The following is a 24,346-nucleotide window of genomic DNA, read 5'->3' as shown; positions in this document are numbered from 1 at the left end:
TTTTATTATGAAAACATTGCTCCCGACTTCAACGGCTGGCAGCCTGCCTAAGCCGACCTGGCTTGCGCAACCTGAAACGCTCTGGTCCCCCTGGAAATTACAGGATCAGGAACTCCTGGCGGGTAAACAGGACGCGCTGCGCCTGTCCCTGGATGAGCAGATCCGCGCGGGTATCGATATCGTCAGCGACGGGGAACAGACCCGCCAGCACTTCGTCACTACCTTTATTGAACACCTGAGCGGCGTAGATTTTGAAAATCGCCAGACGGTGCGCATTCGTAACCGCTACGACGCCAGCGTGCCGACCGTGGTTTCTGCCGTTGCGCGTCAGAAACCGGTATTCGTGGACGATGCGAAATACCTGCGTCAGCTCACGGACAAGCCGATCAAATGGGCCCTGCCCGGGCCGATGACAATGATCGACACCCTTTACGACGCCCACTATAAAAGCCGCGAAAAGCTGGCCTGGGAATTCGCCAAAATCCTCAATCAGGAAGCGCGTGAGTTAGAGGCCGCAGGCGTGGATATTATCCAGTTTGATGAACCGGCATTTAACGTCTTTTTTGACGAGGTGAACGACTGGGGTATCGCCGCGCTGGAGCGCGCCATTGAAGGGCTGAAGTGCGAAACCGCGGTACACATCTGCTACGGCTACGGAATCAAAGCCAATACCGACTGGAAAAAAACGCTCGGCTCAGAGTGGCGCCAGTACGAAGAGGCCTTCCCTAAGCTGCAGACCTCGAATATCGACATCATCTCACTGGAGTGCCACAACTCCCGCGTGCCGATGGATCTGCTGGAGCTGATCCGCGGTAAGAAAGTGATGGTCGGCGCGATTGATGTGGCAACCAACGCCGTTGAAACGCCAGAGGAAGTCGCCGATACGCTGCGTAAAGCGCTGCAGTTCGTCGATGCCGACAAGCTTTACCCGTCAACCAACTGCGGCATGGCCCCGCTTTCACGCCAGGTGGCTAACGGCAAGCTGAAAGCACTCAGCGCCGGCGCAGAGATTATCCGCAAGGAGCTCGGCGCGTAATCCCTTACGTTTGCCAGTAGAGCGGCGTGCCGAAAAACGCCACGTAATAATCTATCACCGCCCTGACGTTCAGGGGCGGATGACGTGCGTTAGGATAGATCGCCGCAATATTAAGTTGCTCCGTGTTGATGGCGCACGCCATTTCCGGCATAAGGGCAACCAGCTCCCCCCGCTTCAGCCTGTCGCCAATCAGCCAGTCCGGAAACAGGACGATCCCCATCCCGCCCAGCGCGGCAATGAGCAGCGATTCCGCATTATTGGACGTCATCAGCGGCGCGACCGGATAATGCACCCAAGTTTCCCCTTTGCGACGCACGAGCCAGCGGTTAGGCCCGGATGAACCGCGATAGACCAGACATTTGTGCTGGCTCAGCTCGGCCGGATCGGTCGGGACGCCGTGTTGACGCAGATACGCGGGCGAGGCGGCGAGGTGGTAGCGCTGCTGCCCAAAAACACGGGCGTGGAACGTCGAATCCGTCAGCGTGCCGATGCGGAAAATGAGATCGGCGGCGTCCCGGTGCGGGTCGATAAAGTCATCGGTCAGCGTCAGCTCAATGGTTAACCGTGGATAACGCTCGGCCAGGCCTGCCAGGCCGGGCGCAACGTGTCTCTGTCCAAAAAATACCGGCCCATTTATGCGAACCGTGCCGGAGGGTTCGGTCGAACGTTCGTCCAGCTCACGACGCGCCTCTTCGAAGTTATCGACCATCGCCCGGGCATAGCGGATAAACAGATGCCCGCTTTCCGTGGGGATCACCGCCCGGGTATTGCGATAGAACAGCTGCTGGCCGAGCGCGTCCTCAAGCTGACGAACAATGCGCGACACCTGCGAGGCAGAAATTCCTTCTCGTCGCGCGACGACGGAAAAGTTCTGCGTTTCATAGACGGCAATAAACAGCAGCAGTGAGCGAAGGTTCATGCTTCCGGCATCTGGCATTAATGCATTTCCTGCAAAGGTGTTTCCTGCATTATGGCATTTTTCTCACGGGTCTACCGACGTAATCTTCCTCGCCTGAAAACGGAGGAAGCTAATGCAGTTTGTTTTGATTTTACTGGTGATTGCCGGCGGGATGGGCCTCTCCGTCGAGGCGGGGCTGCTGGGGCCATTAGGGGGAGAAGTAGGCGATTTATGGGCGACGTTCAGCATTTTTGGCGTCGGCGCCGCGCTGACGTTTCTGCTGATGCTGTTTTTCAGCCCGCGTAACAGCCCGTCGTTTTTCGCCCAGCCCGGCTGGCAGCTGCTCGGCGGCGTGCTTGGCCCTGTTTACGTGGTCATTCTGACGATCGCCACGCCGACCATCGGCATCGCTCTGACGATGATTGGCATTCTGGCTGGTCAGGTTTTTAAAAGCCTGATCATTGATCACTTTGGCCTGCTGGGTACGCCGCACAGGAAGATAAACGCAAAACGTATCGTGGCGCTGGTTTTTATTATTGCGGCACTGGTTCTGGTCGCACAGGGGTGATGATATGACGCTGATAATGATTCTTCTGGCCGTCTGCGGCGGCGCAACGCTGAGCATTCAGGCCGCGATTAACGGGCAGCTCGGCAGCAATGTCGGGGTATTTAAAAGCGCGTTTCTGACGTTTTCCGTCGGCGCGCTGGTGACCGCCCTGCTCATTTTCTTCTTTGAGCCTAAGCAGGCGGTCACGCTGCTGGACGTGCCGAAATGGCAGCTCCTCGGGGCGATGTTCGGCGTGCCTTATATTGTGATCATGGTCGTGGCGGTGCAGCGCATCGGTACCGCCGTCGCCACGGTGGCGGTGATATTCGGCCAGCTCGCCATGAGTATGTTGATTGATAACTTTGGCTGGCTGGGCAATGCGGCCATTCCCTTTTCGATGAGCCGTCTGGGGGCGGTTGTTTGCCTGGGGATTGCTCTGGCCTTTATATATTCGGGAAGCAAATCCCGCGCCGGAAGCTAAAAATATTGAGGAACATAAAGTGAACGGAATGACCACAGCCGCCCTATGTTCCCCTCACCCTAACCCTCTCCCCATAGGGGCGAGGGGATAGTTCACTGCTCGCATCATCACTCTTTACGGGTAAAGAACAGCGTCACCGTGGCGACGGTGACGCCCAGCTTCTTCATCTCGGTTTTATTAAACAGATGCGTCTCATCCTGCAGGTACATCCAGTCGTCGAAGTTCAGTAGCCAGGTGCTGCCGTTGGCCTTCACGTTCATGCTGTAATGCCAGTTAAAGGCGTTGCCTGCGGACTGTCCCGTGGCAACCCCTTCAATATCCCCTGCCGTTCCCTCGTAGCGATCGTTCCCCACGCGGCGGATGTGCCAGACCCGCTGCTGCTTCTCGCCGTCGTCGTAAACGAAGTGCTCGTTGAGCGTCAGCGTATCGCCGATAACGTCCCCGGCAATCTCAACGTGAAAGCGGCGGATCTGCTTGCCGCTGCGATCCTGCACCATCCCCCACGCTTCGGTTTTGCCCTGGAAGTAGTGGAAGATATCAAGCCGCGGCTCCTGCTGGCGATACTCGGCCACTTCAGTGCTACAGCCCGCCAGCAGCATCGTGAATGCCAGCGCCATCATCAGGATACGTTTCATTTTTGGCCTCCGATTAACTGCTGACGCAGCTCAGGATATTGCGTGCGGGGATCGAGCCAGATGGCCAGAAAACGGGTGCTGAACGCTTCCGACTGACGCGGTCCAAGTGGAATAAACGATGTTTGCGCCGCTGACGCGCGATACCAGAACTGTCCCTGCTTATCGTTGAGCACAAACGCCAGCTGTGAGCCCGGGCGGACATCCGGCCAAAGGGACTGGAGCATCCGCAGCCAGGCTTCGCTTTGAGGCTCCTGCGCCAGGATCCCCTGCGCCTGCCACTGGTCGCGGGTCGCCTCAACCAACTCATCGCGATCGATGTCCCGCGCATAGGTAATAATCAGCGCCTGATCCTGATTATCCCGACCGTAACGCCCGTCCGGGGTGCGCAGCTGAGAGGTATAGACCGTGAACGGACCCCAGGTGAGCGTGGCGTCCCCCACCTTCCGCCAGGCAAGCCAGTCGGCGGCCTGGGCAACCGGAACAACCAGCGTCAGCCAAAGCAGCAAAACCACAGATCTCATTTTTGTCTCCCCATCAGCAGGTGGAAAAACAGCATCAACACCAGCCAGCCCGGCACCATCCAGCTCACGACGATAAAGGTCGGCTCCAGAAATGTGATGGCTCCCAGCCGCTCGCCAATCAGGTACGCCACCGGCCCGCCCACGGCGGCCAGCAGGGTCAGCAGCCAGCCGGGTAGCGTGGTGGTGCGCGTCAGCTGCGTCCAGACGGTGGCGAACATCAGCCACAGTGCCACCATCCAGAGCGGCATCAGGGAGTCGCTCGTGAAGGCAATCAGCCCCGTCAGCGCCCAGAGCGTATCCAGCAGGCTGCCCGCCGCCGCCAGACCAATAGCGTAAAAACGGTATACAGGCGGCAACAGCAGGCACGCCAGGATCGCCAGAGCGATCCAGATAATCAGGCCCTGTTCGCGAAAGAGCACCACCAGCGCCCAGTAGAGATCGAACGCGACGGCCAGCAGGAAGACCTGAATATAGCGTTTCATACGCGCTCGGCGGTCAGCTGCACCACGCTAATGGTGCGGGCGTTAAACCCTGCTTCGCAGTAGCCAAAGTAGTACAGCCACATGCGGCGGAACCGTTCATCGAAGCCAAGCTTTTCAATCTCATGCCAGGCGTGGACAAAGCGCTGCCGCCAGTGGGCCAGCGTGCGGGCGTAGTCCGGCCCCATGTCGAAGAGATTGCGCACCACGAAATCGGTATGGCGCGTCATCAGCTCGTTCATCGCGGTAATGCTCGGCAGGAAGCCGCCGGGAAAAATGTAGCGCTGGATAAAATCGACGCTTTTGCTGTAGTCGCGATAGCGCTGGTCCTGAATGGTGATGGCCTGAATCGCCATTCGTCCTCCGGGGCGCAGCCGCGCCTGACAGGTCCGGAAGAACGTGGGCAGATAGCGTTGCCCGACGGCTTCAATCATCTCTATTGAGACCAGCTTGTCGTACTGTCCGGTGAGGTCGCGATAGTCGCAGAGCAGCACCTCAACGCGATCCTGCAGCCCGGCGCGGGCGATCCGCTCGGTCGCCCAGCTATATTGCTCCTGCGACAGCGTGGTGGTGGTCACCCGACAGCCGTAATGACGGGCCGCGTATTCCGCCATCGCCCCCCAGCCGGTGCCAATTTCCAGCAGGTGATCGCCCGGGCTCAGCGCCAGCTGGTCACACAGGCGCGCCATTTTGGCCCGCTGAGCCGCCGTGAGATCCTGCTCGTCACCAGTAAACAGCGCGCTGGAATAGAGCAGCTCTTGATCCAGAAAATGGGCATAGAAGGTATTGCCCAGATCGTAATGAGCGGCAATATTTTCGCGCGCCTGCGCGCGGGAGTTACGCCGCGTCCAGTGACGTATCCGCTCCAGCGGCCTGCCGAGCAGACGGAAGCCGTTTTCCAGACGACCAAGCACCTCGCCGTTGAGCGCGAGCAGCTCCAGAAGCGGCGTGAGGTGCGCGGTTTCCCATTCGCCATCCATCCAGGCCTCTGCCGCAGCAAGGCTCCCGCCCGTTAACACGCGCCAGTAGACGCCGGGAGAAAGAATTTGCACATCCGCATGCAGCGCGGAGGACGTCTCACCAAAATGGAAGGTCTGCGCCCCTTCACGCAGGGTGAGCGAGCCGCCGCGAATGCCGCTTAGCAGACGAAACAGCAGCCAGCGCGCGACGCGGACGTTGCGCGGGATATCGGGTTCTAACGCAAAGACGGGATCGGTCATGAGCGTTCACTCCTGCTGACGGGATGGTTATACAGCGGCACGCGCTTGAGCCACAGGCGCAGCGCCTGCCAGTAAATGGCAAAAACAGTTTTCAGGGTCATAAGCGGGACGCGAACCAAAAGCGAACGCAGCGCCGGGCGCGTCAAAGGCTCCCGGCGCAGGGCCAGCGTGGCGTCAAAGACCTTCGCTTCCTGATGATTTTCAATGTGCATATGCAGCGTGTTGTCCGGGTCGTTAAAGCGCCAGTGGTAGATCATGTCCATCGGGTTAAAGGGGGATACGTGAAACGCTTTTTCCGTCGGCTGCGCATCCTGTCCGTTGACGGCATAGTAATGACGTTCATTCCACGGCGTGTTGCGAACCTCCGCCAGCACCCAGCGCAGCGTCTCCTTCCCGTCGTAGCAGTAGTAAAAGTTGACCGGATTGAAATGAAAGCCGAAATAGCGCAGCTGCGTCAGGAGCATGACCCGCCCGTCCGGACGTTCCCCGGTCAGGCTCTCCAGCCTGCTCAGCACGTTTTCTTTGAGCGGCGTACCGAGCGGGTAGTCCGCATCGTGAAACGAAGCGGCGGCAAAGCGATTGCGCCGCACGCCGACGGACGAGAGCTGCGGCAGTTCATCGAGATCCAGCCAGGCCATAAAGACGCTGTAGCTGAATTCGTGGGTTTTCGGCTGAAGGCGGCGGTGGCGTAATACGCCGTGGTAGAGGCAGGTGTTCATCTCAGTTCCCCTCTCCGGCCGCTATCGCGTTGACCACGTCCAGCGCGCTGCGCACGCCATCTTCATGAAAACCGTTGTACCAGTAGGCCCCGCAGTACCAGCTCCGGTTGTGACCGTTGATCTCGCCGCGCCGCGCCTGCGCCCGCCAGCTTTGCGGGTTAAACAGCGGATGTTCATAGACAAAGCGTTGCACAACGAAACGTTCATCTACCGGCGCGTCCGGGTTGAGGGTGACGCAGAACAGCGGACTGCCCGCAGGCAGCCCCTGCAGGATGTTCATGTTGTAGGTGACGCAGGCGCTGGCCTGCTCCTGCTCGCTCAGACGGTAGTTCCAGCTGGCCCACGCGCGCTGCCGCACCGGCAGCCAGCGCGGATCGCTGTGTAAAACGACCTCATTGCGCTGCCAGCCGATACCGCCCAGCACCTCGCGCTCTGCGGGCGTCGGGTCATCAAGCATCGCCAGAGCGCTGGCGGAGTGGCAGGCAAAAATCACCCGATCGAAGGTATGGCTGCCGTTTTCAAGCTGGAGCGTAACCCCGTGCTCGTGGCGGCTCACCCGCTGCACCGGTGAATTGAGACGCAGATTCATACGGTCGCCCAGCTTGTCGAGCATGGCGCGGATATACTCCCGCGAGCCGCCCGGCACCACGAACCACTGCGGGCGATGGGTGATATCCAGCAGGCCGTGGTTCTGGAAGAAACGTAAGAAAAGCGGCAGCGGGAAACGCTTCATCTCCTGCAGCGACGAGGACCAGATGGCGGCCCCCATCGGCAGAATGTAGTGGCGCGCAAAAAACGGCGTGAAGCCGTGCTGGTCCAGAAACGTCTGCAGCGTGGCGTTCGGATCCACTTCCCCGTCCAGCGCCTGTTTTGCCAGACGATTGAAGCGTACGATCTCGCCCAGCAGCCGCCAGAATGCCGGATTCACCAGGTTTCGGCGCTGGGCAAACAGCGACGTCAGGGTGTGACCGTTGTACTCCAGCCCCGTCGCCGGGTTGTGCACCGAAAAGCTCATCTGCGTTTTTTGCCCGCTGATGCCCAGCTCGCTGAGCAGACCCATAAAGCGCGGATAGGTGCGATCGTTGTAGACGATAAACCCGGTGTCGATCGCGTATGTACCCTGCGGCGTTGAGACGTCAACCGTTGCGGTATGGCCGCCGGGCGTGGCGCCCGCTTCAAACAGGGTCACCTGATGGTGCCCGGCCAGGCGCCAGGCGCAGGTCAGCCCGGCGATGCCGCTGCCGATAATTGCAATGTTCATGAACGCACCATCCTGCGCAGCAGCGCGCGCTGAAGAAATGCCGGTAACCCGGAGAGCGCACGCAAAATAAAGCCGAACCCGGCGGGGAACGCGATATGCATTTTCTCTGCTGCCAGTCCGGTACGGATCGCCTTGACCGCCTCGTCAACGCTCACCCTGCCCGGCATGGCAAAATCATTTTTGCGCGTCAGCGGCGTATCAACAAAGCCGGGAGAAACCACCGTGACGGCAATACCTTTGGGCTCCCAGTCCAGACGCAGACTCTCGGCGAACCAGCTCAGGGCCGCTTTGGACGCGCCGTATGCCTCTGCCCGTGGGAAAGGTAGCCAGTGGGCCATGGAACTCACCAGCACCACGCGGTTGCCAGCCGTCAGCTGGGGCTGCAGCGCGTCAAGACAGTTCACCGGTCCGAGGAAATTTGTCGCCATAACCCGCTCCACCAGCGCCGCATCCACCACGCCCCCATCGAGATATTCGCAGGTGCCGGCGCAGAGAATAATCAGATCGGCATAGCAGCCGGTCAGCGCCTGGCTGCAGGCGTCCCTGTCGGTCATATCGAACAGGCGAACGGTGAGATTGGGGCAGATCTGGCGCAGCGCGTCGAGGCGCGCCGAATCGCGACCGCAGGCAATCACATGGTAGCCGTCAGCGGCAAAGGATTTCGCCAGCCCGGCGCCAATCCCCGAGCTTGCACCGGTAATCAGCACCGTCTTCATGATTTGACCCTCCGCTTCACACCGCGTACCGCCCAGCCAAGCAGAGGAAGATGTTCGTAGATCATCTCTCCCGCATCGTAATAGTCCCGCTGACGCGTGATGAGATCGTTTTCCGTGTCCACCACCGAACATCCCGGCAGTTCGAGCGGCTCGCCTCCGGCAATGCGCGGATGCGACCAGTGCATGACCCAGGTCACAGCAAACCGGTTCCCGCTGCACAGCGGCGTATCGATGGTAAAACGGCAATGCTCGACGTTGGCCAGCAGATGGGTGAAATAGCGCTGAAGCGCGAAAATCCCGTCATGCTCGCCAAACGGATCGATAAGCGTGGCATTCGAATGGTAAAGCCCCACCAGCGCGGACGGCGGCTGGCTATCCAGTGCGGCGTAGTACTCAACAAACCGACTCACGACAGAGGGCAAAGTGCTCATGGGTCACATCCTGGCTGTAAACAACGTGGCGTAATCGCATAATTAAAACTTACACAATTAATGTTATTTGTCCAAGTTTGTGGTGATTTATTTTTTATTTTAGATATATATCAATTACTTAAAAACATGCAAAAGAGTGAATTCTGTAGGCCGGGTAAGGCGTAACCGCCACCCGGCTTTAACTTTCAGGATATCCTTAAGGCAAACTCGCCGGTCTTCTTCCAGGCTTATCCTTTTTATTCATAAGGATGCCCGCATGAAACGTTTCTTTCTCTCCCTTTTCTCCAGCCCGGAATCCTTACTGCAGGTGATGAGCCAGCAGGAAATCATTGAAGCCGTCGAAGATGGCGATCGCATCATTATCGACCAGGACGGGAACGCCTCGGTGAACTACAAAAGCAACGAGGTGCGGCAGGATTTTCTGCGTCACGTCAACATGCTGAAGAGGGCCTGATATGGGCACGGCGATATTTATGGTGCTGATGGTATGCGGGTACTGGTACACCAGCCGCGACCTGTCGACCCGTTTTAAAATCAAGCGCTCCTTTGGCTGGGACGTCTATTTCCTGGTGGCGCTGTACGGCTGTATTTTTGTTCTGCAGGGGGTTATTGCCACCGGTCTGCTCTGGCTGCTCCTGCTCGCCCTTTCTGCGGCCAACAACACTTTTCACTTTGCCTCTCCGAAATATACCGACTGGCAAATCGACTTTATGAACTGGAGCTTTTTAGGCATTCAGGCGCCGGTGGTCGTGATGCTGGCGTTCGCCATCCTGTTTTGCCTCTACCGCTCTAACTGGGCAGGCAGCGCCAGGCTGGACGGCGAAAGCCGGAAAAAGCTCTACAAACGTCTGGCGCAGTCGAGCGGTATTGAACAGCTGCTGTATCAGTGTATGGAGCAAGGGGAACTGGCGCAGGTCACGCTGCGGTCGAGGCGGATTTACGTCGGCATGATCCACACCGCGACGCTGGAATATGAAAAAACGGCCAATATCGTGCTGATTCCGATGTTAAGCGGGTACAGAGACGCGAAGACGATGAACTTTCGCATCGAGAATAACTACAGCAGGTGGTATGCGGAGCATGACATCACGCTCGACTCCGAACATCGCAGCGCCATGTCATTCCGGAAGGTGATTTTACTCAATCAGATTGAGAGCCTCTCGCTGTTCGATCCCGCCAGCGCCAGCGCGCTATCGCTGGCACAGCGCGACGAGAGCTCTCGCCCTAAAGAGACATCCCCATAATTCTGAGAATGCTCTGCTGTGAAGCGGTTTCGAAAAGGACGTTATTAACGCAGAGCATGCCCTGCTTCTGGTAGAACCGATACGCTCCCGCATTCTGCTCAAGCACTTCCAGCCAGAGATAGTCTTTCCCCCTGCTCCGGGCCATGTCGGTGATGCTGTTGAACATCACCAGGCCATAGTTCTTGCCGGTCTCGGCGGGATCGAGGTAGAGCTTGTTGAGGAGAACCCCCTTCTTGTCCGTTTCCGGGAGCAGGGCTTCCCAGGTCACTTTCATGAATCCCACTGGCCGATCGGTCTCGGCAACATACCAGGAAACAGCGTCCTCTTTCAGGCTCTGTTCAAGTACGGAAAGCGCGTATTCGCCGTCGAGAAAATCCTTCATCTCTGCGTCTGACACCCACAGATGCTGAAAATGGGCGGGATAGATTCGGTATCCCAGCTCGCTTAAAAGCGTTGAATCGGCCCCGGAGGCCTGGCGAATTCGAAGAGTCACGGAAAGTCTCCCTGGTAATCACCCGCGTTGGGCATGTTGAAAGAGGTCCCAGCGGTTGCCGTAAATATCTTCAAACACCACCACCGTACCGTACTCTTCCTCACGAGGTTCTTCGCAGAAATGAACGCCTTTGTCTTTCATGGCACGGTAATCGCGCCAAAAATCGTCCGTCTGAAGGAAGAGGAAAACTCTGCCGCCGCATTGATTGCCGATAAAGCTTTCCTGCCTCTCGTTAGAGGCGCGAGCCAGCAAAATATTGCAGTCGCTTTCCGGGTTGGGTGAGACGACCACCCAGCGTTTACCCGGTTGCGGCGTATCTTCTACGAGGGTAAAACCCAGCTTATCTGTGTAGTATTCAATGGCACGATCGTAGTCATCAACCACAATAGCCACGCAGCCAAGGCATCGCTTCTGCGTTCTCATTTTTCGTTTCCTTTGCATAAATGGGTTACGGGCAACGCTATCCCATTGCAGCGTGCTGGCCGCCGGGTTTACTGGCTTGCGTAAGCCTCGCGCTTTTCTGCCCATTTCAGCATGGCATCAAGCGCCGGACATAATGCCTGACCCCAATCGGTGAGGCGATACTCCACTTTCGGTGGCACTTGAGGGTAGACCATCCGCGAAACGATACCATCGGATTCAAGTTGCCTGAGCTGCTGCGCCAGCATCTTCTGGGAAATACCGGGGATCAGTTTTTCGAAATCAGAGTAGCGCTGCACTTTTCCGTCGAAAAGATGAAAAAGAATAATTAATTTCCAGCGGCCTTCCAGCAGCCGTAACACTTGCTCCACGCCGCTCGCGGCAGATTCCGGACTATATAACTTACTCATAATTCAGTAGCTCACTTTTTCGTGCGTACTTGTCAATTTCTCAGTTTATGTTGAATATAACTGTACTGTAAATAACGGGAGTGCAAGGTTATGTCATTAGATATTGATTTTAAAGGCAAACGCGTGCTTGTTACCGCTGGCACGAAAGGGCTCGGAAAAGCGGTCGTCGGGCTTTTAAAACAACTCGGTGCAACGGTATTCACCACTGCGCGCCACGAGCCGGACGTAGATATAGCAGATACTTTCGTCGCCGCGGACCTTACGACGGTCGCTGGATGTGCCGCTGTCGCATCTGCGGTTCAGGAACAGATGGGAGGCGTCGACGTGATTATCCATGTTGCGGGCGGTTCAACCTCGCCCGGTGGCGGTTTTGCTGCGCTTGGCGAAGAAGAGTGGCAGCAGGAGCTCAATCTTAATTTGTTGCCTGCAGTACGCTTAGATCGCGCCCTGCTTCCCGGAATGCTCGAGCAGGGAAATGGGGTGATTATTCACGTGACGTCTATTCAGCGCGAGCTGCCGTTACCGGAATCAACAACGGGTTATGCGGCGGCTAAAGCAGCCCTCTCAACCTACAGTAAAAGTCTTTCAAAGGAAGTCTCACCGAAGGGCGTTCGGGTGGTGCGCGTTGCGCCCGGCTGGATCGAAACTGAAGCGGCGGTTGCACTGGCGGAGAGGCTGGCAAAGCAGGCAGGAACAGACTACGAAGGCGGTAAGCAGATTATTATGAAGGCGTTAGGTGGAATACCGCTCGGACGCCCTGCCAGACCGATTGAGGTGGCCAACCTCATCGTCTTCCTCGCTTCATCGCATGCTGCGAGTATCACCGGTACTGAATTTGTGATTGATGGCGGCACCATTCCGACAGTGTAACGCGGGTGCTTAATCGGCTCGGTGCGAGAGTTGATTAAGCACCGGGGAATATCACCGATCGGACAGTTTCTCCAGGCCCTTTTTTAAAGCATGTTTTACCGCTTCTGAATCCATGCCCATCTGTGCATGAATAATTGCGCCGTCAATGAGCAGCATGATTTCATTGACGACGCGCTCATCTGCACTCTTCGTCAGCAAGGCAATAATTTTCTTTGTTTCTGACTTATGACTGCGGCATATCTCTTTTATCTCGCTTTCAATATCTTCCGATTTCGCCTCTGCGCTGGCGTTAATAAACGCGCAGCCGTGAAAATCGGGCGAAATAAACCATTCGTAAAGCGTTGCAGATATCGCATCAGAAGGTATTTCGCCTTCATCAAGATGTCGACGCAGCGTGGATTCAAACCAGTTAATCCATATTTCATGCCGATAGTACAAATAGGCGAGAATAAGCAAGCTCTTACTCGGAAAATGGCGATAGAACGTCACCTTGGTCACTTTAGACGCTTTAATCAGCGTATCCACCCCCGTCGCCCTGAAGCCCGTGGAATAAAACAGATCGTGCGCCGTGAGTAATATCTTATCTCTGACGCTGATTTTATTATCGTTACCTGCGGGTTCTGTTTTCACTTTTGGCTAGCCTCAAAAAGAATGTTGACAGCGTTATTTCAAAGGCATAGATTACCGCAAGTAGACAGACCTGTCTACATAATATAACGCTGAGGTAATCGCAATGAACACACGTCCTCCTTTACCGCCCTTCACTCGTGAAAGCGCCATCGAAAAAGTCAGACTGGCAGAAGATGGCTGGAACAGCCGCGACCCGGCGAAAGTCGCGCTTGCCTATACGCTGGATACCCAATGGCGTAACCGCGCAGAGTTCGCCACCAACCGTCAAGAAGCCCAGGCGTTTCTGGAGCGGAAATGGAAAAAAGAGCTGGACTATCGTCTGATTAAAGAGCTCTGGGCATTTACGGAGAATCGGATCGCGGTGCGCTATGCCTATGAATGGCATGATGATTCCGGCAACTGGTTCCGCTCTTACGGCAATGAAAACTGGGAGTTTGAGCCGGACGGATTGATGAAGCGACGCTTTGCCTGCGTAAACGATATGCCGATCAAAGCTTCTGAGCGGCTGTTCCACTGGCCGCTGGGCAGACGCCCGGACGATCACCCTTCGCTGAGCGATCTTGGCTTATAGGATTTTCGCATCACTCCGGGCCGCCCCGGAGTGATGACCTTACAGCGCGCCCAGCTGTTTCATCAGCGTCAGGTTGTCCTCAATATGCCAGTTAGCTACGATCTTACCGTCACCAATCTCATAAATATCCGTGGCGATAAAATCTATTTTCTGCCCCTGTCCTTTCAGCTTGCCAAATGTTCCGGTGAAGGTGCCGTGAAAATGTAAATGCGAAACCACGCGATCGCCTGAAATAATCATTTGCTCAACGTCACAGCGTAAATCAGGCACGGCTGCACGAAACGCACGGGAAGCTAAAATAGCGCCTTCCGGCCCCTGCTTACGCCCTTCCGGAGGCGTTTTATCAATAAAGCCTGCCGCCAGGGCATTACGCGCCAGGGTTTCATTACCCGTGTTCCAGAATGAAGCATATTCTCTGGCGACGGCTTCATTCGCCTTTAATTTCGCCTGCGGCAGGCTGTTGTCCACAATTAGCTGCTTCGGCTGCAGCCATTCCCCCTGCGAGGAAATCGCATTGCCCGACAGACCTGCAAAAATAACCATCGCTACAGCCGAATGAAAATACGTCGTATATTTCATGATATCTCTCAATAGAGTATTACATTACCCGCAGTCGATTTCCTGCGGTTCAAATCAGAGAGGGTCAGTTAATTAACGCCCCGCCCTCAATATCAATGACCGCCCCCGTCACAAAGGGATTATCAATGGCGAAAAGATACCCTTGAGCGATGTCCTCCGCCCTTCCCCAGGCTTTGGCCGGCAGGGTTTCCGCCGCGCCAGCGAGCATTTTTTCCCGCGCGGCGGCGTCCATGCCCGCGTACGCTTCCGTGTCGGTCAGCCCCGGACTCACGACGTTGACGCGCAGCGGTGAAAGCTCTTTCGCCAGCACTTTTGTCGCGGCCTCAATGGCGGCATTCATCGTCGTTTTAACAATGGCGCCCGCCAGGGTGCGACGCGCCACGAACCCGCTGGTGAACGTCAGCGTACCGCCGGGGGCGATGTTCCCGCCGAGATAGCGGGCAACATTGAGGCTTCCCCAGAATTTTGTATCAAAGGCCAGCCTTGCCGCGCGGAGATCCAGCCCGGAAAGAAGCCCTCCCGGAGCCTGTGAACCCGCCGTAACGACAATATTATTGACTTCACCCAGCGTTTCACCGAGTGCGAGAATCTCTGCCTCACGGCTGATATCCAGCACGAAGGTATGAACAGACGCGGCGTGGGCGCTCAGCCGTTGCCGCGCAGCGTCCAGCTTCGCGCCGTCGCGGCCCGCAAGAATAATCTCCTCGCCGCGCCCGGCAAGCAGGCTGCCCACGGCGAAACCGATGCCGGAAGCGCCGCCGATAATTAAGGTTTTACGGGTCATAGCGTTTCCTCCTGCTGGGTGTAAATGGGGTAATCGGTATATCCCGTCGCGGTGCCGCCAAACAGCGTAGCGGGGTCGCGGACCTGGGCCAGAGGCAGCTGGTGCGCCAGCCGGTGGGGTAAATCCGGGTTGGCAATAAACGGCCGTCCGAAGGCAATCAAATCGGCATAGCCGGCAGCAAGGATCTTTTCCGCTTTTTCAAGGTCATAGTTCCCCGCGACGATAAGGGTTCCGCTAAAGGTCTCGCGAAGCGATTGCCGGAACTGCTCAGGTACCTGCGGCGCATCGTCCCAGTCGGCTTCCGCCAGGTGGATGAACGCAATCCCTTTTTGTTCACACCAGGCCGCGAGAGCGAGTATGGCTTCCGTCACCTGCGGATCGTTCATCCCGCGCTGGGTAATAAACGGGGAAAGGCGAATGCCCGTACGCTCGCGGCCAATGGCCTCGGCAATGGCGCTTAGTACCTCCTGAGCAAAGCGGATCCGGTTCGCCAGCGTGCCGCCGTACTCGTCCGTGCGTTTGTTGGAGGTTTGACGCAGAAACTGGTCGATCAGATAGCCGTTTCCGCCGTGAACCTCCACGCCGTCGAACCCGGCCTGAACGGCATTCAGTGCCGCCTGACGATAGTCCGCGATGATGCTGTGAATGTCCTTGCGCGAGAGGGTTCTCGGCTGCGGGCAGTCAACCATTTGGCCTTCGCCCTTTTCGTTCACCACCCACACCTGCGCGTCCGGCGCCAGTGCTGACGGGGCGACGGGCTGACCATCCTGATGAAAACTGGCGTGCGACATTCGCCCGACGTGCCAGAGCTGCGAAAAAATCACCCCGCCCGCCTGATGCACGGCGCCAGTGGTGAGCTGCCATCCTGAAACCTGCTCAGGCGAATGGATGCCGGGCGTCCATGAGTATCCCTGGCCCTGAGGCGAAATCTGGGTGGCTTCCGTGATAATTAATCCGGCGCTGGCCCGCTGCCGGTAATACTCCGCCATCAGCGCCGAGGGAATATTTCCCGGCTGTAGGGAGCGCGCGCGGGTCATCGGCGCCATAACGATACGGTTTTTCAGGTCCTGCTGACTCAGCCTGTAGCGTTCAAAAAGTGAGATACGTTGCATGTTTTCATTCCTTATGGTTTGGATGAAATCACTTTACAGGCGGCATCTGGTTTTGATAATTACGCTAAAAGCAGATGCACTTTTCGGAAAATATGAATAATGGGTAAACTCGAAGACATGGCGTTACTGGTGGAAGTTGCCGAGGCCGGGGGTCTTTCTGCCGCCGGGCGACGCCTGTCGCTTTCTCCCGCCACCATGACGGCCAGGCTGAAGGCGATTGAGGAGCGTTACCAGACGCGCCTGTTTCACCGCTCAACGCGATCGATCGCGCTGACCCGCGCCGGGGAAGAGTTTTACCATGCCGCGCTGCGCGTGCTGGAAGAAGTGCATCACGCCGAGTCGTTACTGGCGCAAAAGGAAGGCGTGCTCAGCGGCAACATTCGCCTTTCTGCGCCCTCGGACTTTGGCAGACAGTATCTTAGCCCCGCCGTCGTGGAATTCTCACGACGCCATCCCGACGTTAAATTTTTCATCTCGTTAAGAGAACACATTGAGGACCTGGTCGCTAACCGGCTGGATATGAGCGTGCGTTTTGGCAACCTGCCGGACAGCAGCCTTGTCGTCAGAAACATCCGCCCGAACCATCGGGTGCTGGTCGCCTCCGGGGAGTATCTTAACGAACGCGGCATCCCCGCCACGTTTGCCGATTTAGCTCAGCACCGGTGCCTGGCGCTTGAGTCTCAGGGCGTGGTGATGAACGAATGGCGCTTTGAAAAAGATGGCGAGGAAAGCGTCGTTTGCGTAGAGCCAGCCATGGTGTGCGACGACGGGGCTTTACTTCGCCAGTGGGCACTCAGCGGAGCTGGCATCGCGGGGAAATCGTGGTGGGACGTCAAAGACGATGTTGAAACCGGAAGGCTCACGGTACTGTTTGCCGACAGCTTCACCGGCTTTAGCCGATACGATCGCAAAGATGTCGGCCTGCAGCTTGTTTACCCCCAGCGCAAACTGCAGCCGCTTCAGGTCACGGCTTTTAGCCAGTTTTTTCTCGACTGGCTAAAAAAGCAGTAAAATTAAATCGCGTCAGGCATCTGCGGTTAATTTCTCGCCAAAATAAGAGATGGCGCGCATTTCGCTGACAACCTCAGGACTACTCTGTGTGCGGTTTTCAATTGAGAGCCTGCCCTATGCCTCTCTCGACGCGAGGATAGTATTGAATTTCGTGAAGGAACAGATGCCTGAACTGGCTGCCTGACAGATAAGGCCGCATCGGTTTTGCGGCCTCCTCTCACCCGGCGATCAAAACGTGTCGACGCAAGGCTGGCCGACCTTATTAATAGCGTTTTTCAACCTGGCTCTGAGTTCAATTAACGCCGCTTCTTTCTCTTCAAGCTGCTGCAGCTTGCGGCGCAGAGAAGCCTGTTTTTGCTCAGCGGTAAAGTTGTCGTCAACCCAGACAGCTAAAACCTCTGCAATTTCGGCTAAGGTAAAGCCCAGCATTTTGGCATGCTTGATCATGTTTAAACGCTGTAAATCGACGGCGGAATAAACTTTGTAGTTATTGCTGCGATTGGGCTGCGGGATATTCTCTAATAGCCCCTGTCGCTCATAGTAACGCACCGTCTCTTTCGACAATCCCGTTTTCGCACACAGTTCACCAATTCGCATCGCGTCGCCCTCACTCTGGAAAAATCACGCTTGACCGTGTACCTAAGTGCACGGTTTATCCTGTGCGGAATACATTAGGGAAACGGGATTAAAGATATGAATTCTTTTGATTATACAGGAAAAACAGCGCTGATTACCGGAGCATCTTCGGGCATAGGCCGTGATTTTGCCAGGCAGCTCGCCGCCCGAGGCGTGGCCTTGATCCTCGTCGCCCGCAGCGAGCCAAAGCTGCAGGCGCTTGCCGCAGAGTTGGTCAGAAAGCACGGCGCCTCCATCACGATTATCGTGCAGGATTTAGTGAAACCGGAAGCCATTCCCCATATTGTGGAACGGCTTGAAACCTTAAGACGCGTCCCAGACATTCTGATTAATTGCGCCGGGTTCGCCACCTACGGGCCATTCGAAAAGCTGTCAATCGACAGGCAGCGTGATGAGATTAACGTAAACTGCATGGCCCCCGTGGAGCTGACTCACGCCCTGTTGCCGGGAATGCTGCAGCAGGGCTCCGGGGTGATTATTAACGTTGCCTCAACGGCCGCGATGCAACCGGATCCCTATATGGCGATTTATGGCGCAACCAAAGCCTTTCTGCTCTCGTTTTCGAACGCGCTGTGGGGAGAATATCGCTCAAAGGGCATCCGCGTCCTGGCGCTTTGCCCCGGCGCAACGGATACGGCCTTTTTTGATGTGGTGAATGCTGAGGAAGCCTCGGTAGGTAAACGAATGCCCGCTCACAAGGTGGTCACCCTGGCGTTGAAGGCCATGGAGAGTAACCGTAGCTACCTGATTACCGGATGCGGTAACTGGCTTCTGGGGCAGCTACACCGGTTCGTGACGCGCAGGCGTCTGGTGCTTATCGTTGAAAAAATATTGCGCCCGCGCTCGGCTTAAGCAAAAACGGCTCTGTTCAGCGCAAGGGAGTTGCGCTGAAATCCTCGCTTATCGCAGACAGATAGATGCCATAGTGCACGAAAAACAGTGATACACTTACCCCACCTGGTTGATCGTCCCGTCTGAACGGTTCATGATGAATGACGGTAACCAAATCTCAAAATGGTCACTCGTTGTTAATCGTAGCCCGTCACGCTAAGCTTAAATAATGACTAAAAATATGAATCCCCCATCAGCACGTGGTCCCCTTGACCACGCTGTCAGAGAGCAAATCGTCGAAGCGGCTTTTGAGCACTTCGGTCACTACGGCTATGAAAAAACCACCGTCGCCGAACTGGCTAAATCTATTGGTTTTTCAAAGTCCTACATCTATAAGTTTTTCGATTCCAAACAGGCTATCGGCGAGGTGATCTGCGCTAACCGCCTGGAGCTGATCATGGCGGCAGTGCTTTCCGCCATCGAGGATGCGCCGTCAGCAAGCGAAAAATTACGCCGCCTTTTCAAAGCGCTCACCGAGGCGGGATGCGAGCTGTTTTTCCACGACCGTAAGCTATACGACATTGCCGCCGTCGCCGCGCAGGAGCAGTGGCCGTCAACCCAAAAATACAGTGAAAGCCTGATGAAGCTGATCGAGAGCATCATTATCGAAGGCAGGCAGGCCGGCGAGTTTGAAAGAAAAACGCCGCTGGATGAGGTCACATTTGCCGTCTACATGGTTATGTGCCCTTACATTAACCCCGTTCAGCTGCAGTACAACCTCGAAATGGCCCCCACGGCAGCCGTGCTACTCTCTTCAATGATTTTAAGAAGCCTGGCCCCCTAATTTGTGACCATTGACAATTTTGGTCACTAGTCAGAGAATGCGGATACCGTCCTGTTACGTCAAAAAGGTTTCCCATGCTCAGGCTCACTTCAGCCCGCGTTGCCGTTTGTCTCCTGCCGTTTGCCCTGGTGGCGTGCGGCGATATTTCCGCGAGTGACGATCCGCGCACAAAGCCACCGCTTGTCAGATCCGCCTCCGTCGAGCTTGCGAACAATAGCGCCCGCGCCTTCACGGGCGTGGTGGTCGCAAGAACGCAAAGCGATTTAGGTTTCAGGGTTCAGGGAAAAATCCTTGAGCGGCTGGTCGATACGGGGCAGACCGTCAAACAGGGCCAGCCCCTGCTGCGCCTGGATCCGGTTGACCTGAAATTACAGGCTCAGGCGCAGCAGCGCGCGGTGGATGCGGCCCAGGCGCGCGCGCGAAAAGCCACCAGCGATGAGGCGCGCTATCGCGGTCTTGTGGCGTCCGGCGCGGTGTCTGCCTCGGAGTATGACCAGATCAAAGCGGCGGCCGATACGGCCAGGGCCGATCTCAGCGCCGCCCGGGCGCAGGCCAGCGTGGCGCAAAACGCCACGGGCTATGCCGTGCTGCTGGCGGATTCGGACGGCGTGGTCATGGAGACGCTCGCCGAGCCGGGTCAGGTCGTCAGTGCCGGACAGGTGGCGATCAGGCTCGCCAGAGCGGGACAGCGTGAAGCGCTCGTCCAGCTTCCGGAAACGCTGCGTCCTGCCGTCGGAAGCGAAGCGCAGGCCACGCTGTATGGCAATGAAAAACATCCTGTCACCGCAACGCTGCGCCTGCTGTCTGACTCGGCCGATGCCGCGACCCGCACGTATGAAGCCCGCTACGTGCTGGATGGCCTGCTGGCGAACGCGCCGCTGGGGGCGACCGTCACGCTGAACATTCAGGACAATAAAGCGGAAGGTCAGGTCATGCAGGTCCCGCTGGCTTCACTCTATGATGCAGGAAAAGGTCCCGGCGTCTGGCGCATTTCCGCCCAGCCGGCAAAGGTCGCATGGACGCCCGTCAGGGTGCTGAGCGTGGGTGAAGATGCGGCGCAGGTCACGGGCGGCGTGAAGCCCGGTGAGAAGATTGTTGCGTTAGGTGCCCATCTTCTGCACGAAGGTGAGGTCGTCAGGCTTGCCGAGCAACGCAATGCCGCCCTGGCGGAGAATACGCCATGAGCGGAAGCCGCTTCAACCTGTCGGCGCTGGCCGTCCGCGAACGTTCCATTACGCTGTTTCTGATCGTTCTGGTTACGATTGCCGGAATTTACGCCTTCTTTGGGCTCGGACGCGCGGAAGATCCGCCCTTCACGGTAAAGCAAATGACGGTGATAACCGTCTGGCCGGGCGCCACCGCGCAGGAAATTCAGGATCAGGTCGCCGAACCGCTGGAAAAACGCCTGCAGGAACTCAAATGGTATGACCGTACCGAAACCTATACCCGTCCCGGCATGGCGTTTATCACGTTGTCATTGCAGGACAAGACCCCGCCAGCCGAAGTGCAGGAGGAGTTCTATCAGGCGCGGAAGAAGCTTGGAGATGAATCGCAGCGACTTCCGGCGGGCGTCATCGGCCCGATGATCAATGACGAATTCTCGGATGTCACCTTTGCCCTCTTTGCGCTGAAAGCGAAAGGCGAACCGCAGCGGCAGCTGGTACGCGATGCCGAAGGCCTGCGCCAGCAGCTTCTGCACGTTCCCGGCGTGAAGAAAGTGAACATTATCGGCGAACAGGCCGAGCGGATTTACATCTCCTTCTCCCATGACCGTCTGGCGACGATAGGGCTCTCACCGCAGGATATTTTCAACGCCCTCAACAGCCAGAACGCGTTAGCCGCGGCGGGCTCCATTGAGACCCGAGGCGCGCAGATTTTTATCCGCCTGGACGGCGCGTTCGATGAACTGCAGAAAATCCGCGATACGCCTTTTGTGGCTCAGGGCAAAACGCTCAAGCTGTCTGATGTGGCAACGGTTGAGCGAGGCTACGAAGATCCCCCGACGATGCTGATACGCAATCAGCATGAGCCCGCCCTTCTGCTGGGCATCGTGATGCGTGAAGGCTGGAACGGTCTGGCGCTGGGAAAAGCGCTGGATGCGGAAACGGCGAAAATAAATGACAGCCTGCCGCTGGGCATGTCCCTGACCAAGGTCACCGACCAGTCCGTGAATATTCGCTCGTCGGTCGATGAGTTCATGATCAAATTCTTCGTCGCCCTGCTTGTGGTCATGGTGGTGTGTTTTATCAGCATGGGCTGGCGCGTGGGTGTTGTCGTTGCGGCGGCGGTCCCGCTGACGCTGGCGGTCGTTTTCGTGGTGATGGAAGCCGCGGGGATAAACTTTGACCGCGTTACGCTGGGCTCCCTGATCCTCGCCCTCGGCCTGCTGGTTGATGATGCCATCATCGCCATCGAAATGATGGTGGTGAAAATGGAGGAAGGTTACGACAGAATCAAAGCCTCGGCCTTCGCCTGGAGCCATACCGCTGCGCCCATGCTGGCCGGTACTCTGGTGACGGCCATTGGCTTTATGCCGAATGGCTTTGCCCAGTCGACCGCAGGGGAATACACCAGCAATATGTTCTGGATTGTCGGCCTCGCCCTGATTGCATCGTGGTTTGTCGCGGTGGTGTTCACGCCCTATCTTGGGGTGAAGATCCTGCCGGCGATCCCTAAAGTAGAAGGGGGTCATGCCGCCATCTATAACACGCCTCGCTATAACCGTTTTCGCCAGCTGCTTGCCCGCGTTATCGCCAGAAAATGGCGGGTGGCCGGGTCGGTGGTCGCCATTTTCATTCTTGCCGTGCTCGGTATGGGGCTGGTTAAAAAACAATTCTTCCCGACCTCCGATCGCCCGGAAGTACTGGTTGAGGTGCAGATGCCCTACGGTACCTCGATTGAGCAAACCAGCGCCGCAACCCCAAAAATCGAAGCGTGGCTGGGCCAGCAGCCCGAAGCCAAAATTGTCACGGCCTATATTGGTCAGGGTTCGCCCCGTTTTTATCTGGCGATGGCGCCTGAACTGCCCGATCCGTCTTTTGCGAAAATCGTGATCCTGACGGACAGCGAGACGTCGCGCGAGGCGCTCAAGCTCCGGCTTAGAGAAGCTGTCGCCAACGGCCTTGCCCCCGAAGCCCGCGTACGGGTAACGCAGCTGGTGTTTGGCCCGTACTCGCCCTTCCCGGTTGCCTGGCGCGTGTCGGGGCCGGATGTCGAACAGGTGCATGACATCGCTGACAGGGTGAAAGCCGTGCTCCAGGCAAGCCCGATGATGAGAACCGTCAACACCGACTGGGGCTCACGCGTTCCCGTCCTGCATTTCACCCTCGATCAAAACCGCCTGCAGGCGACCGGCTTGACCTCCAGCGCCGTTGCCGATCAGCTTCAGTTTCTGCTCTCAGGCGTGCCCGTCACCTCCGTGCGGGAAGATATTCGCTCGGTTGAGGTTATTGGCCGCGCGGCGGGAGACATCCGTCTCGATCCGGCAAAAATCGAGGGTTTCACCCTTGTCGGCAATGCGGGACAGCGCGTTCCGCTGTCGCAAATCGGCAAGATTGAGATCGGTATGGAAGATCCGATCCTGCGCCGCCGCGATCGCACCCCGACGATTACCGTGCGGGGCGACATCGCTAACAATCTTCAGCCACCGGATGTGTCGGTCGCCGTCATGAAGCAGCTCCAGCCGATTGTTGATGCGCTGCCGCCCGGGTACCGAATAGACATGGCGGGTTCGATTGAGGAATCGGGTAAAGCCACGCAGGCAATGATTCCGCTGTTCCCGATCATGATTGCCCTGACGCTGCTGATCATCATTTTGCAGGTGCGCTCAATCTCGGCGATGGTGATGGTGTTCTTAACCGCGCCGCTGGGGCTGATTGGCGTAGTGCCCGTGCTGTTGATTTTCAATCAGCCGTTTGGCATCAACGCGCTGGTCGGCTTGATCGCCCTTTCCGGCATTCTTATGCGCAATACGCTGATTCTGATCGGTCAAATCGATCATAACCAGAAGGACGGTCTCGAGCCGTTCCAGGCGGTGGTTGAAGCGACGGTCCAGCGCGCACGCCCGGTCCTTCTGACCGCCATAGCCGCCGTGCTGGCGTTCATTCCCCTGACGCATTCGGTGTTCTGGGGCACGCTGGCTTACACGCTGATAGGCGGCACGCTGGGCGGGACGATCGTCACCCTCGTCTTCCTGCCCGCGATGTATGCGATCTGGTTCCGGATCCGTCCTGCGGAACAACGAGTGCAGCATCCTGCAAAAAACGTGTAAACTACCATGAGTAGATAACACTTCTGAGGAAAGCATGGTTGTTAAGCGCTTAAGAAAAGAGGACCGCCGCGTGCAGCTGCTGGAGGTTGCGCGCGGAATCGTTCGTCAGCAAGGCACGGAGGCGCTGACCCTTGGCTACCTGGCCGAACGCGCCAACGTGACCAAGCCTATCCCCTACGATCACTTTGGCGATCGTGAAGGGCTGCTGATGGCGCTGTACCAGGATTATAGCGACCGGCAGCTGGCGAAATTCCGCGAGACGCTGGCGGTCGACAGCAAAACGCTGGAGAAGACGATCCGCTTTTTCAGCGCCGCCTATATCGACTGCGCCATTAGCGCCGGGCCTGAGACCGGGCCGATTGCTGCCGCGCTGTCCGGATCCCACGCGTTGCAGACGTTTCGTGAAGCATGCGTGGCCGAATGTGCCGACTGCCTGCGTACCGCGCTTTCCCCTTTTGTTACTCTGAAAGGCGTTCAGGGAGAAGCGGTACTGACGGCCATTATTGGCGCCGCGGACGCGCTCAGCACCGCCGCTGGCAACGGCGTGCTCGCCCGGAACGTGGCGGAAGATACGCTCAGCGGCGCCATGACCGGCGTGCTGGAGACCTACGTGAATAGCACAAAATGATCGCTGGGGACGGATTGACACCTAAGTTACCAATAGTAATATAGGCATCAATTCTCACCCATTCGAGGT

The 24,346-nt window shown here is 57.2% G+C and carries 30 protein-coding genes; 13 read left to right on the top strand and 17 right to left on the bottom strand.

From position 1 onward, the window contains the following. Nucleotides 1–7 precede the first annotated feature (7 nt). Complete coding sequence (locus tag WM95_RS11860) at nucleotides 8–1,036, top strand: methionine synthase (protein WP_023311627.1); 1,029 nt, start codon at nucleotides 8–10, stop codon at nucleotides 1,034–1,036. 4 nt (nucleotides 1,037–1,040) lie between these two features. Here the strand turns inward: WM95_RS11860 and WM95_RS11855 are convergent, their stop codons facing one another. Further along, a complete protein-coding gene (locus WM95_RS11855; RefSeq protein ID WP_063408890.1) occupies nucleotides 1,041–1,973 on the bottom strand; it encodes a LysR family transcriptional regulator in 933 nt (310 codons plus the stop codon). 94 nt (nucleotides 1,974–2,067) lie between these two features. Here WM95_RS11855 and WM95_RS11850 point away from each other — a divergent pair, with 94 nt between their 5' ends. Both WM95_RS11850 and WM95_RS11845 read left to right on the top strand, forming a co-directional pair. After that, nucleotides 2,068–2,502 (top strand): DMT family transporter, encoded by a 435-nt coding sequence (locus WM95_RS11850; RefSeq protein ID WP_032657293.1) that lies wholly within the window; start codon nucleotides 2,068–2,070, stop codon nucleotides 2,500–2,502. A gap of 4 nt (nucleotides 2,503–2,506) precedes the next feature. Beyond that, entirely contained in the window at nucleotides 2,507–2,962 is a 456-nt protein-coding gene (locus WM95_RS11845; RefSeq protein WP_045354887.1) for a DMT family transporter, read from the top strand. 107 nt (nucleotides 2,963–3,069) lie between these two features. Here the strand turns inward: WM95_RS11845 and WM95_RS11840 are convergent, their stop codons facing one another. From WM95_RS11840 to WM95_RS11805, 8 genes are read right to left on the bottom strand one after another with little or no spacing between them, the layout of a single operon-like run. Next, nucleotides 3,070–3,597: a DUF3833 domain-containing protein gene (locus tag WM95_RS11840; RefSeq protein WP_063408889.1), complete on the bottom strand. Its 528-nt coding sequence runs from the start codon at nucleotides 3,595–3,597 to the stop codon at nucleotides 3,070–3,072. Next, nucleotides 3,594–4,118, bottom strand: a complete 525-nt coding sequence (locus tag WM95_RS11835) for a hypothetical protein (protein ID WP_063408888.1) — start codon at nucleotides 4,116–4,118, stop codon at nucleotides 3,594–3,596. Before WM95_RS11835 ends, WM95_RS11840 begins: the two co-directional genes overlap by 4 nt. Further along, nucleotides 4,115–4,600, bottom strand: coding sequence for a DUF2878 domain-containing protein (locus WM95_RS11830; protein WP_063408887.1), 486 nt, complete (start codon nucleotides 4,598–4,600; stop codon nucleotides 4,115–4,117). Before WM95_RS11830 ends, WM95_RS11835 begins: the two co-directional genes overlap by 4 nt. Further along, nucleotides 4,597–5,817: an SAM-dependent methyltransferase gene (locus WM95_RS11825; RefSeq protein WP_063408886.1), complete on the bottom strand. Its 1,221-nt coding sequence runs from the start codon at nucleotides 5,815–5,817 to the stop codon at nucleotides 4,597–4,599. The genes WM95_RS11830 and WM95_RS11825 overlap by 4 nt, the downstream gene beginning before the upstream one ends. Beyond that, nucleotides 5,814–6,536, bottom strand: coding sequence for a DUF1365 domain-containing protein (locus tag WM95_RS11820; protein WP_063408885.1), 723 nt, complete (start codon nucleotides 6,534–6,536; stop codon nucleotides 5,814–5,816). The genes WM95_RS11825 and WM95_RS11820 overlap by 4 nt, the downstream gene beginning before the upstream one ends. 1 nt (nucleotide 6,537) lies before the next feature. Further along, nucleotides 6,538–7,797 (bottom strand): NAD(P)/FAD-dependent oxidoreductase, encoded by a 1,260-nt coding sequence (locus tag WM95_RS11815; RefSeq protein ID WP_063408884.1) that lies wholly within the window; start codon nucleotides 7,795–7,797, stop codon nucleotides 6,538–6,540. Beyond that, complete coding sequence (locus WM95_RS11810) at nucleotides 7,794–8,513, bottom strand: SDR family NAD(P)-dependent oxidoreductase (protein ID WP_063408883.1); 720 nt, start codon at nucleotides 8,511–8,513, stop codon at nucleotides 7,794–7,796. The genes WM95_RS11815 and WM95_RS11810 overlap by 4 nt, the downstream gene beginning before the upstream one ends. Continuing rightward, complete coding sequence (locus WM95_RS11805; RefSeq protein ID WP_063408882.1) at nucleotides 8,510–8,944, bottom strand: nuclear transport factor 2 family protein; 435 nt, start codon at nucleotides 8,942–8,944, stop codon at nucleotides 8,510–8,512. Before WM95_RS11805 ends, WM95_RS11810 begins: the two co-directional genes overlap by 4 nt. Before the next feature lie 256 nt (nucleotides 8,945–9,200). Between WM95_RS11805 and WM95_RS11800 the strand changes: the two genes are divergently transcribed. After that, the gene (locus WM95_RS11800; RefSeq protein ID WP_023311615.1) at nucleotides 9,201–9,398 is read left to right on the top strand and encodes a hypothetical protein; all 198 of its coding nucleotides are present in this window, start codon (nucleotides 9,201–9,203) and stop codon (nucleotides 9,396–9,398) included. Nucleotide 9,399: 1 nt separating this feature from the next. After that, the gene (locus WM95_RS11795) at nucleotides 9,400–10,188 is read left to right on the top strand and encodes a hypothetical protein (protein ID WP_063408881.1); all 789 of its coding nucleotides are present in this window, start codon (nucleotides 9,400–9,402) and stop codon (nucleotides 10,186–10,188) included. On the opposite strand, the gene WM95_RS11790 is transcribed toward WM95_RS11795, so the two are convergent. The 3 genes from WM95_RS11790 to WM95_RS11780 all read right to left on the bottom strand — a co-directional run bounded on the left by WM95_RS11790 (nucleotide 10,169) and on the right by WM95_RS11780 (nucleotide 11,511). Continuing rightward, nucleotides 10,169–10,681, bottom strand: coding sequence for a GNAT family N-acetyltransferase (locus WM95_RS11790; RefSeq protein WP_045354875.1), 513 nt, complete (start codon nucleotides 10,679–10,681; stop codon nucleotides 10,169–10,171). The two genes, WM95_RS11795 and WM95_RS11790, sit on opposite strands and share 20 nt — an antisense overlap. Nucleotides 10,682–10,699: 18 nt before the next feature. Further along, a complete protein-coding gene (locus tag WM95_RS11785; RefSeq protein WP_063408880.1) occupies nucleotides 10,700–11,104 on the bottom strand; it encodes a VOC family protein in 405 nt (134 codons plus the stop codon). Nucleotides 11,105–11,172: 68 nt separating this feature from the next. Beyond that, a complete protein-coding gene (locus WM95_RS11780; protein WP_023311611.1) occupies nucleotides 11,173–11,511 on the bottom strand; it encodes a winged helix-turn-helix transcriptional regulator in 339 nt (112 codons plus the stop codon). Between the two features lie 90 nt (nucleotides 11,512–11,601). Between WM95_RS11780 and WM95_RS11775 the strand changes: the two genes are divergently transcribed. Further along, nucleotides 11,602–12,381, top strand: a complete 780-nt coding sequence (locus tag WM95_RS11775) for an SDR family oxidoreductase (RefSeq protein WP_047741985.1) — start codon at nucleotides 11,602–11,604, stop codon at nucleotides 12,379–12,381. Between the two features lie 51 nt (nucleotides 12,382–12,432). Here the strand turns inward: WM95_RS11775 and WM95_RS11770 are convergent, their stop codons facing one another. Then, nucleotides 12,433–13,011, bottom strand: coding sequence for a TetR/AcrR family transcriptional regulator (locus WM95_RS11770; RefSeq protein ID WP_063408879.1), 579 nt, complete (start codon nucleotides 13,009–13,011; stop codon nucleotides 12,433–12,435). A gap of 103 nt (nucleotides 13,012–13,114) precedes the next feature. On the opposite strand from WM95_RS11770, the gene WM95_RS11765 reads away from it, so the two are divergent. After that, nucleotides 13,115–13,582: a nuclear transport factor 2 family protein gene (locus tag WM95_RS11765; RefSeq protein ID WP_063408878.1), complete on the top strand. Its 468-nt coding sequence runs from the start codon at nucleotides 13,115–13,117 to the stop codon at nucleotides 13,580–13,582. 39 nt (nucleotides 13,583–13,621) lie between these two features. Here the strand turns inward: WM95_RS11765 and WM95_RS11760 are convergent, their stop codons facing one another. The 3 genes from WM95_RS11760 to WM95_RS11750 all read right to left on the bottom strand — a co-directional run bounded on the left by WM95_RS11760 (nucleotide 13,622) and on the right by WM95_RS11750 (nucleotide 16,057). After that, the gene (locus WM95_RS11760) at nucleotides 13,622–14,161 is read right to left on the bottom strand and encodes an ester cyclase (protein ID WP_063408877.1); all 540 of its coding nucleotides are present in this window, start codon (nucleotides 14,159–14,161) and stop codon (nucleotides 13,622–13,624) included. A 64-nt stretch (nucleotides 14,162–14,225) separates the two neighbouring features. Continuing rightward, nucleotides 14,226–14,945 (bottom strand): SDR family oxidoreductase, encoded by a 720-nt coding sequence (locus WM95_RS11755; protein WP_088544783.1) that lies wholly within the window; start codon nucleotides 14,943–14,945, stop codon nucleotides 14,226–14,228. Next, nucleotides 14,942–16,057, bottom strand: a complete 1,116-nt coding sequence (locus WM95_RS11750; RefSeq protein ID WP_063408876.1) for an alkene reductase — start codon at nucleotides 16,055–16,057, stop codon at nucleotides 14,942–14,944. Before WM95_RS11750 ends, WM95_RS11755 begins: the two co-directional genes overlap by 4 nt. A gap of 99 nt (nucleotides 16,058–16,156) precedes the next feature. Between WM95_RS11750 and WM95_RS11745 the strand changes: the two genes are divergently transcribed. Beyond that, entirely contained in the window at nucleotides 16,157–17,068 is a 912-nt protein-coding gene (locus WM95_RS11745; RefSeq protein ID WP_063408875.1) for a LysR family transcriptional regulator, read from the top strand. A gap of 228 nt (nucleotides 17,069–17,296) precedes the next feature. Here WM95_RS11745 and WM95_RS11740 read toward each other — a convergent pair whose 3' ends face one another. Beyond that, entirely contained in the window at nucleotides 17,297–17,665 is a 369-nt protein-coding gene (locus WM95_RS11740) for a MerR family transcriptional regulator (RefSeq protein WP_063408874.1), read from the bottom strand. A gap of 96 nt (nucleotides 17,666–17,761) precedes the next feature. Here WM95_RS11740 and WM95_RS11735 point away from each other — a divergent pair, with 96 nt between their 5' ends. The 5 genes from WM95_RS11735 to WM95_RS11715 all read left to right on the top strand — a co-directional run bounded on the left by WM95_RS11735 (nucleotide 17,762) and on the right by WM95_RS11715 (nucleotide 24,277). Then, nucleotides 17,762–18,556 (top strand): SDR family NAD(P)-dependent oxidoreductase, encoded by a 795-nt coding sequence (locus WM95_RS11735; protein WP_045399062.1) that lies wholly within the window; start codon nucleotides 17,762–17,764, stop codon nucleotides 18,554–18,556. 208 nt (nucleotides 18,557–18,764) lie between these two features. Further along, nucleotides 18,765–19,379 carry a TetR/AcrR family transcriptional regulator gene (locus tag WM95_RS11730; protein WP_063408873.1) on the top strand — a complete coding sequence of 205 codons (615 nt, stop codon included), beginning with the start codon at nucleotides 18,765–18,767 and terminating at the stop codon, nucleotides 19,377–19,379. Nucleotides 19,380–19,453: 74 nt separating this feature from the next. Then, nucleotides 19,454–20,563, top strand: coding sequence for an efflux RND transporter periplasmic adaptor subunit (locus WM95_RS11725; protein ID WP_063408872.1), 1,110 nt, complete (start codon nucleotides 19,454–19,456; stop codon nucleotides 20,561–20,563). Next, the gene (locus WM95_RS11720) at nucleotides 20,560–23,649 is read left to right on the top strand and encodes an efflux RND transporter permease subunit (RefSeq protein ID WP_063408871.1); all 3,090 of its coding nucleotides are present in this window, start codon (nucleotides 20,560–20,562) and stop codon (nucleotides 23,647–23,649) included. Before WM95_RS11725 ends, WM95_RS11720 begins: the two co-directional genes overlap by 4 nt. Nucleotides 23,650–23,683: 34 nt before the next feature. Then, nucleotides 23,684–24,277: a TetR/AcrR family transcriptional regulator gene (locus WM95_RS11715; RefSeq protein ID WP_047741997.1), complete on the top strand. Its 594-nt coding sequence runs from the start codon at nucleotides 23,684–23,686 to the stop codon at nucleotides 24,275–24,277. The last annotated feature ends 69 nt before the right edge of the window (nucleotides 24,278–24,346 follow it).

Source organism: Enterobacter cloacae complex sp. ECNIH7, from assembly GCF_002208095.1.
Classification (GTDB): Bacteria; Pseudomonadota; Gammaproteobacteria; order Enterobacterales; family Enterobacteriaceae; genus Enterobacter; species Enterobacter cloacae_M.
This window is presented reverse-complemented; position numbering and strand designations above follow the sequence as displayed.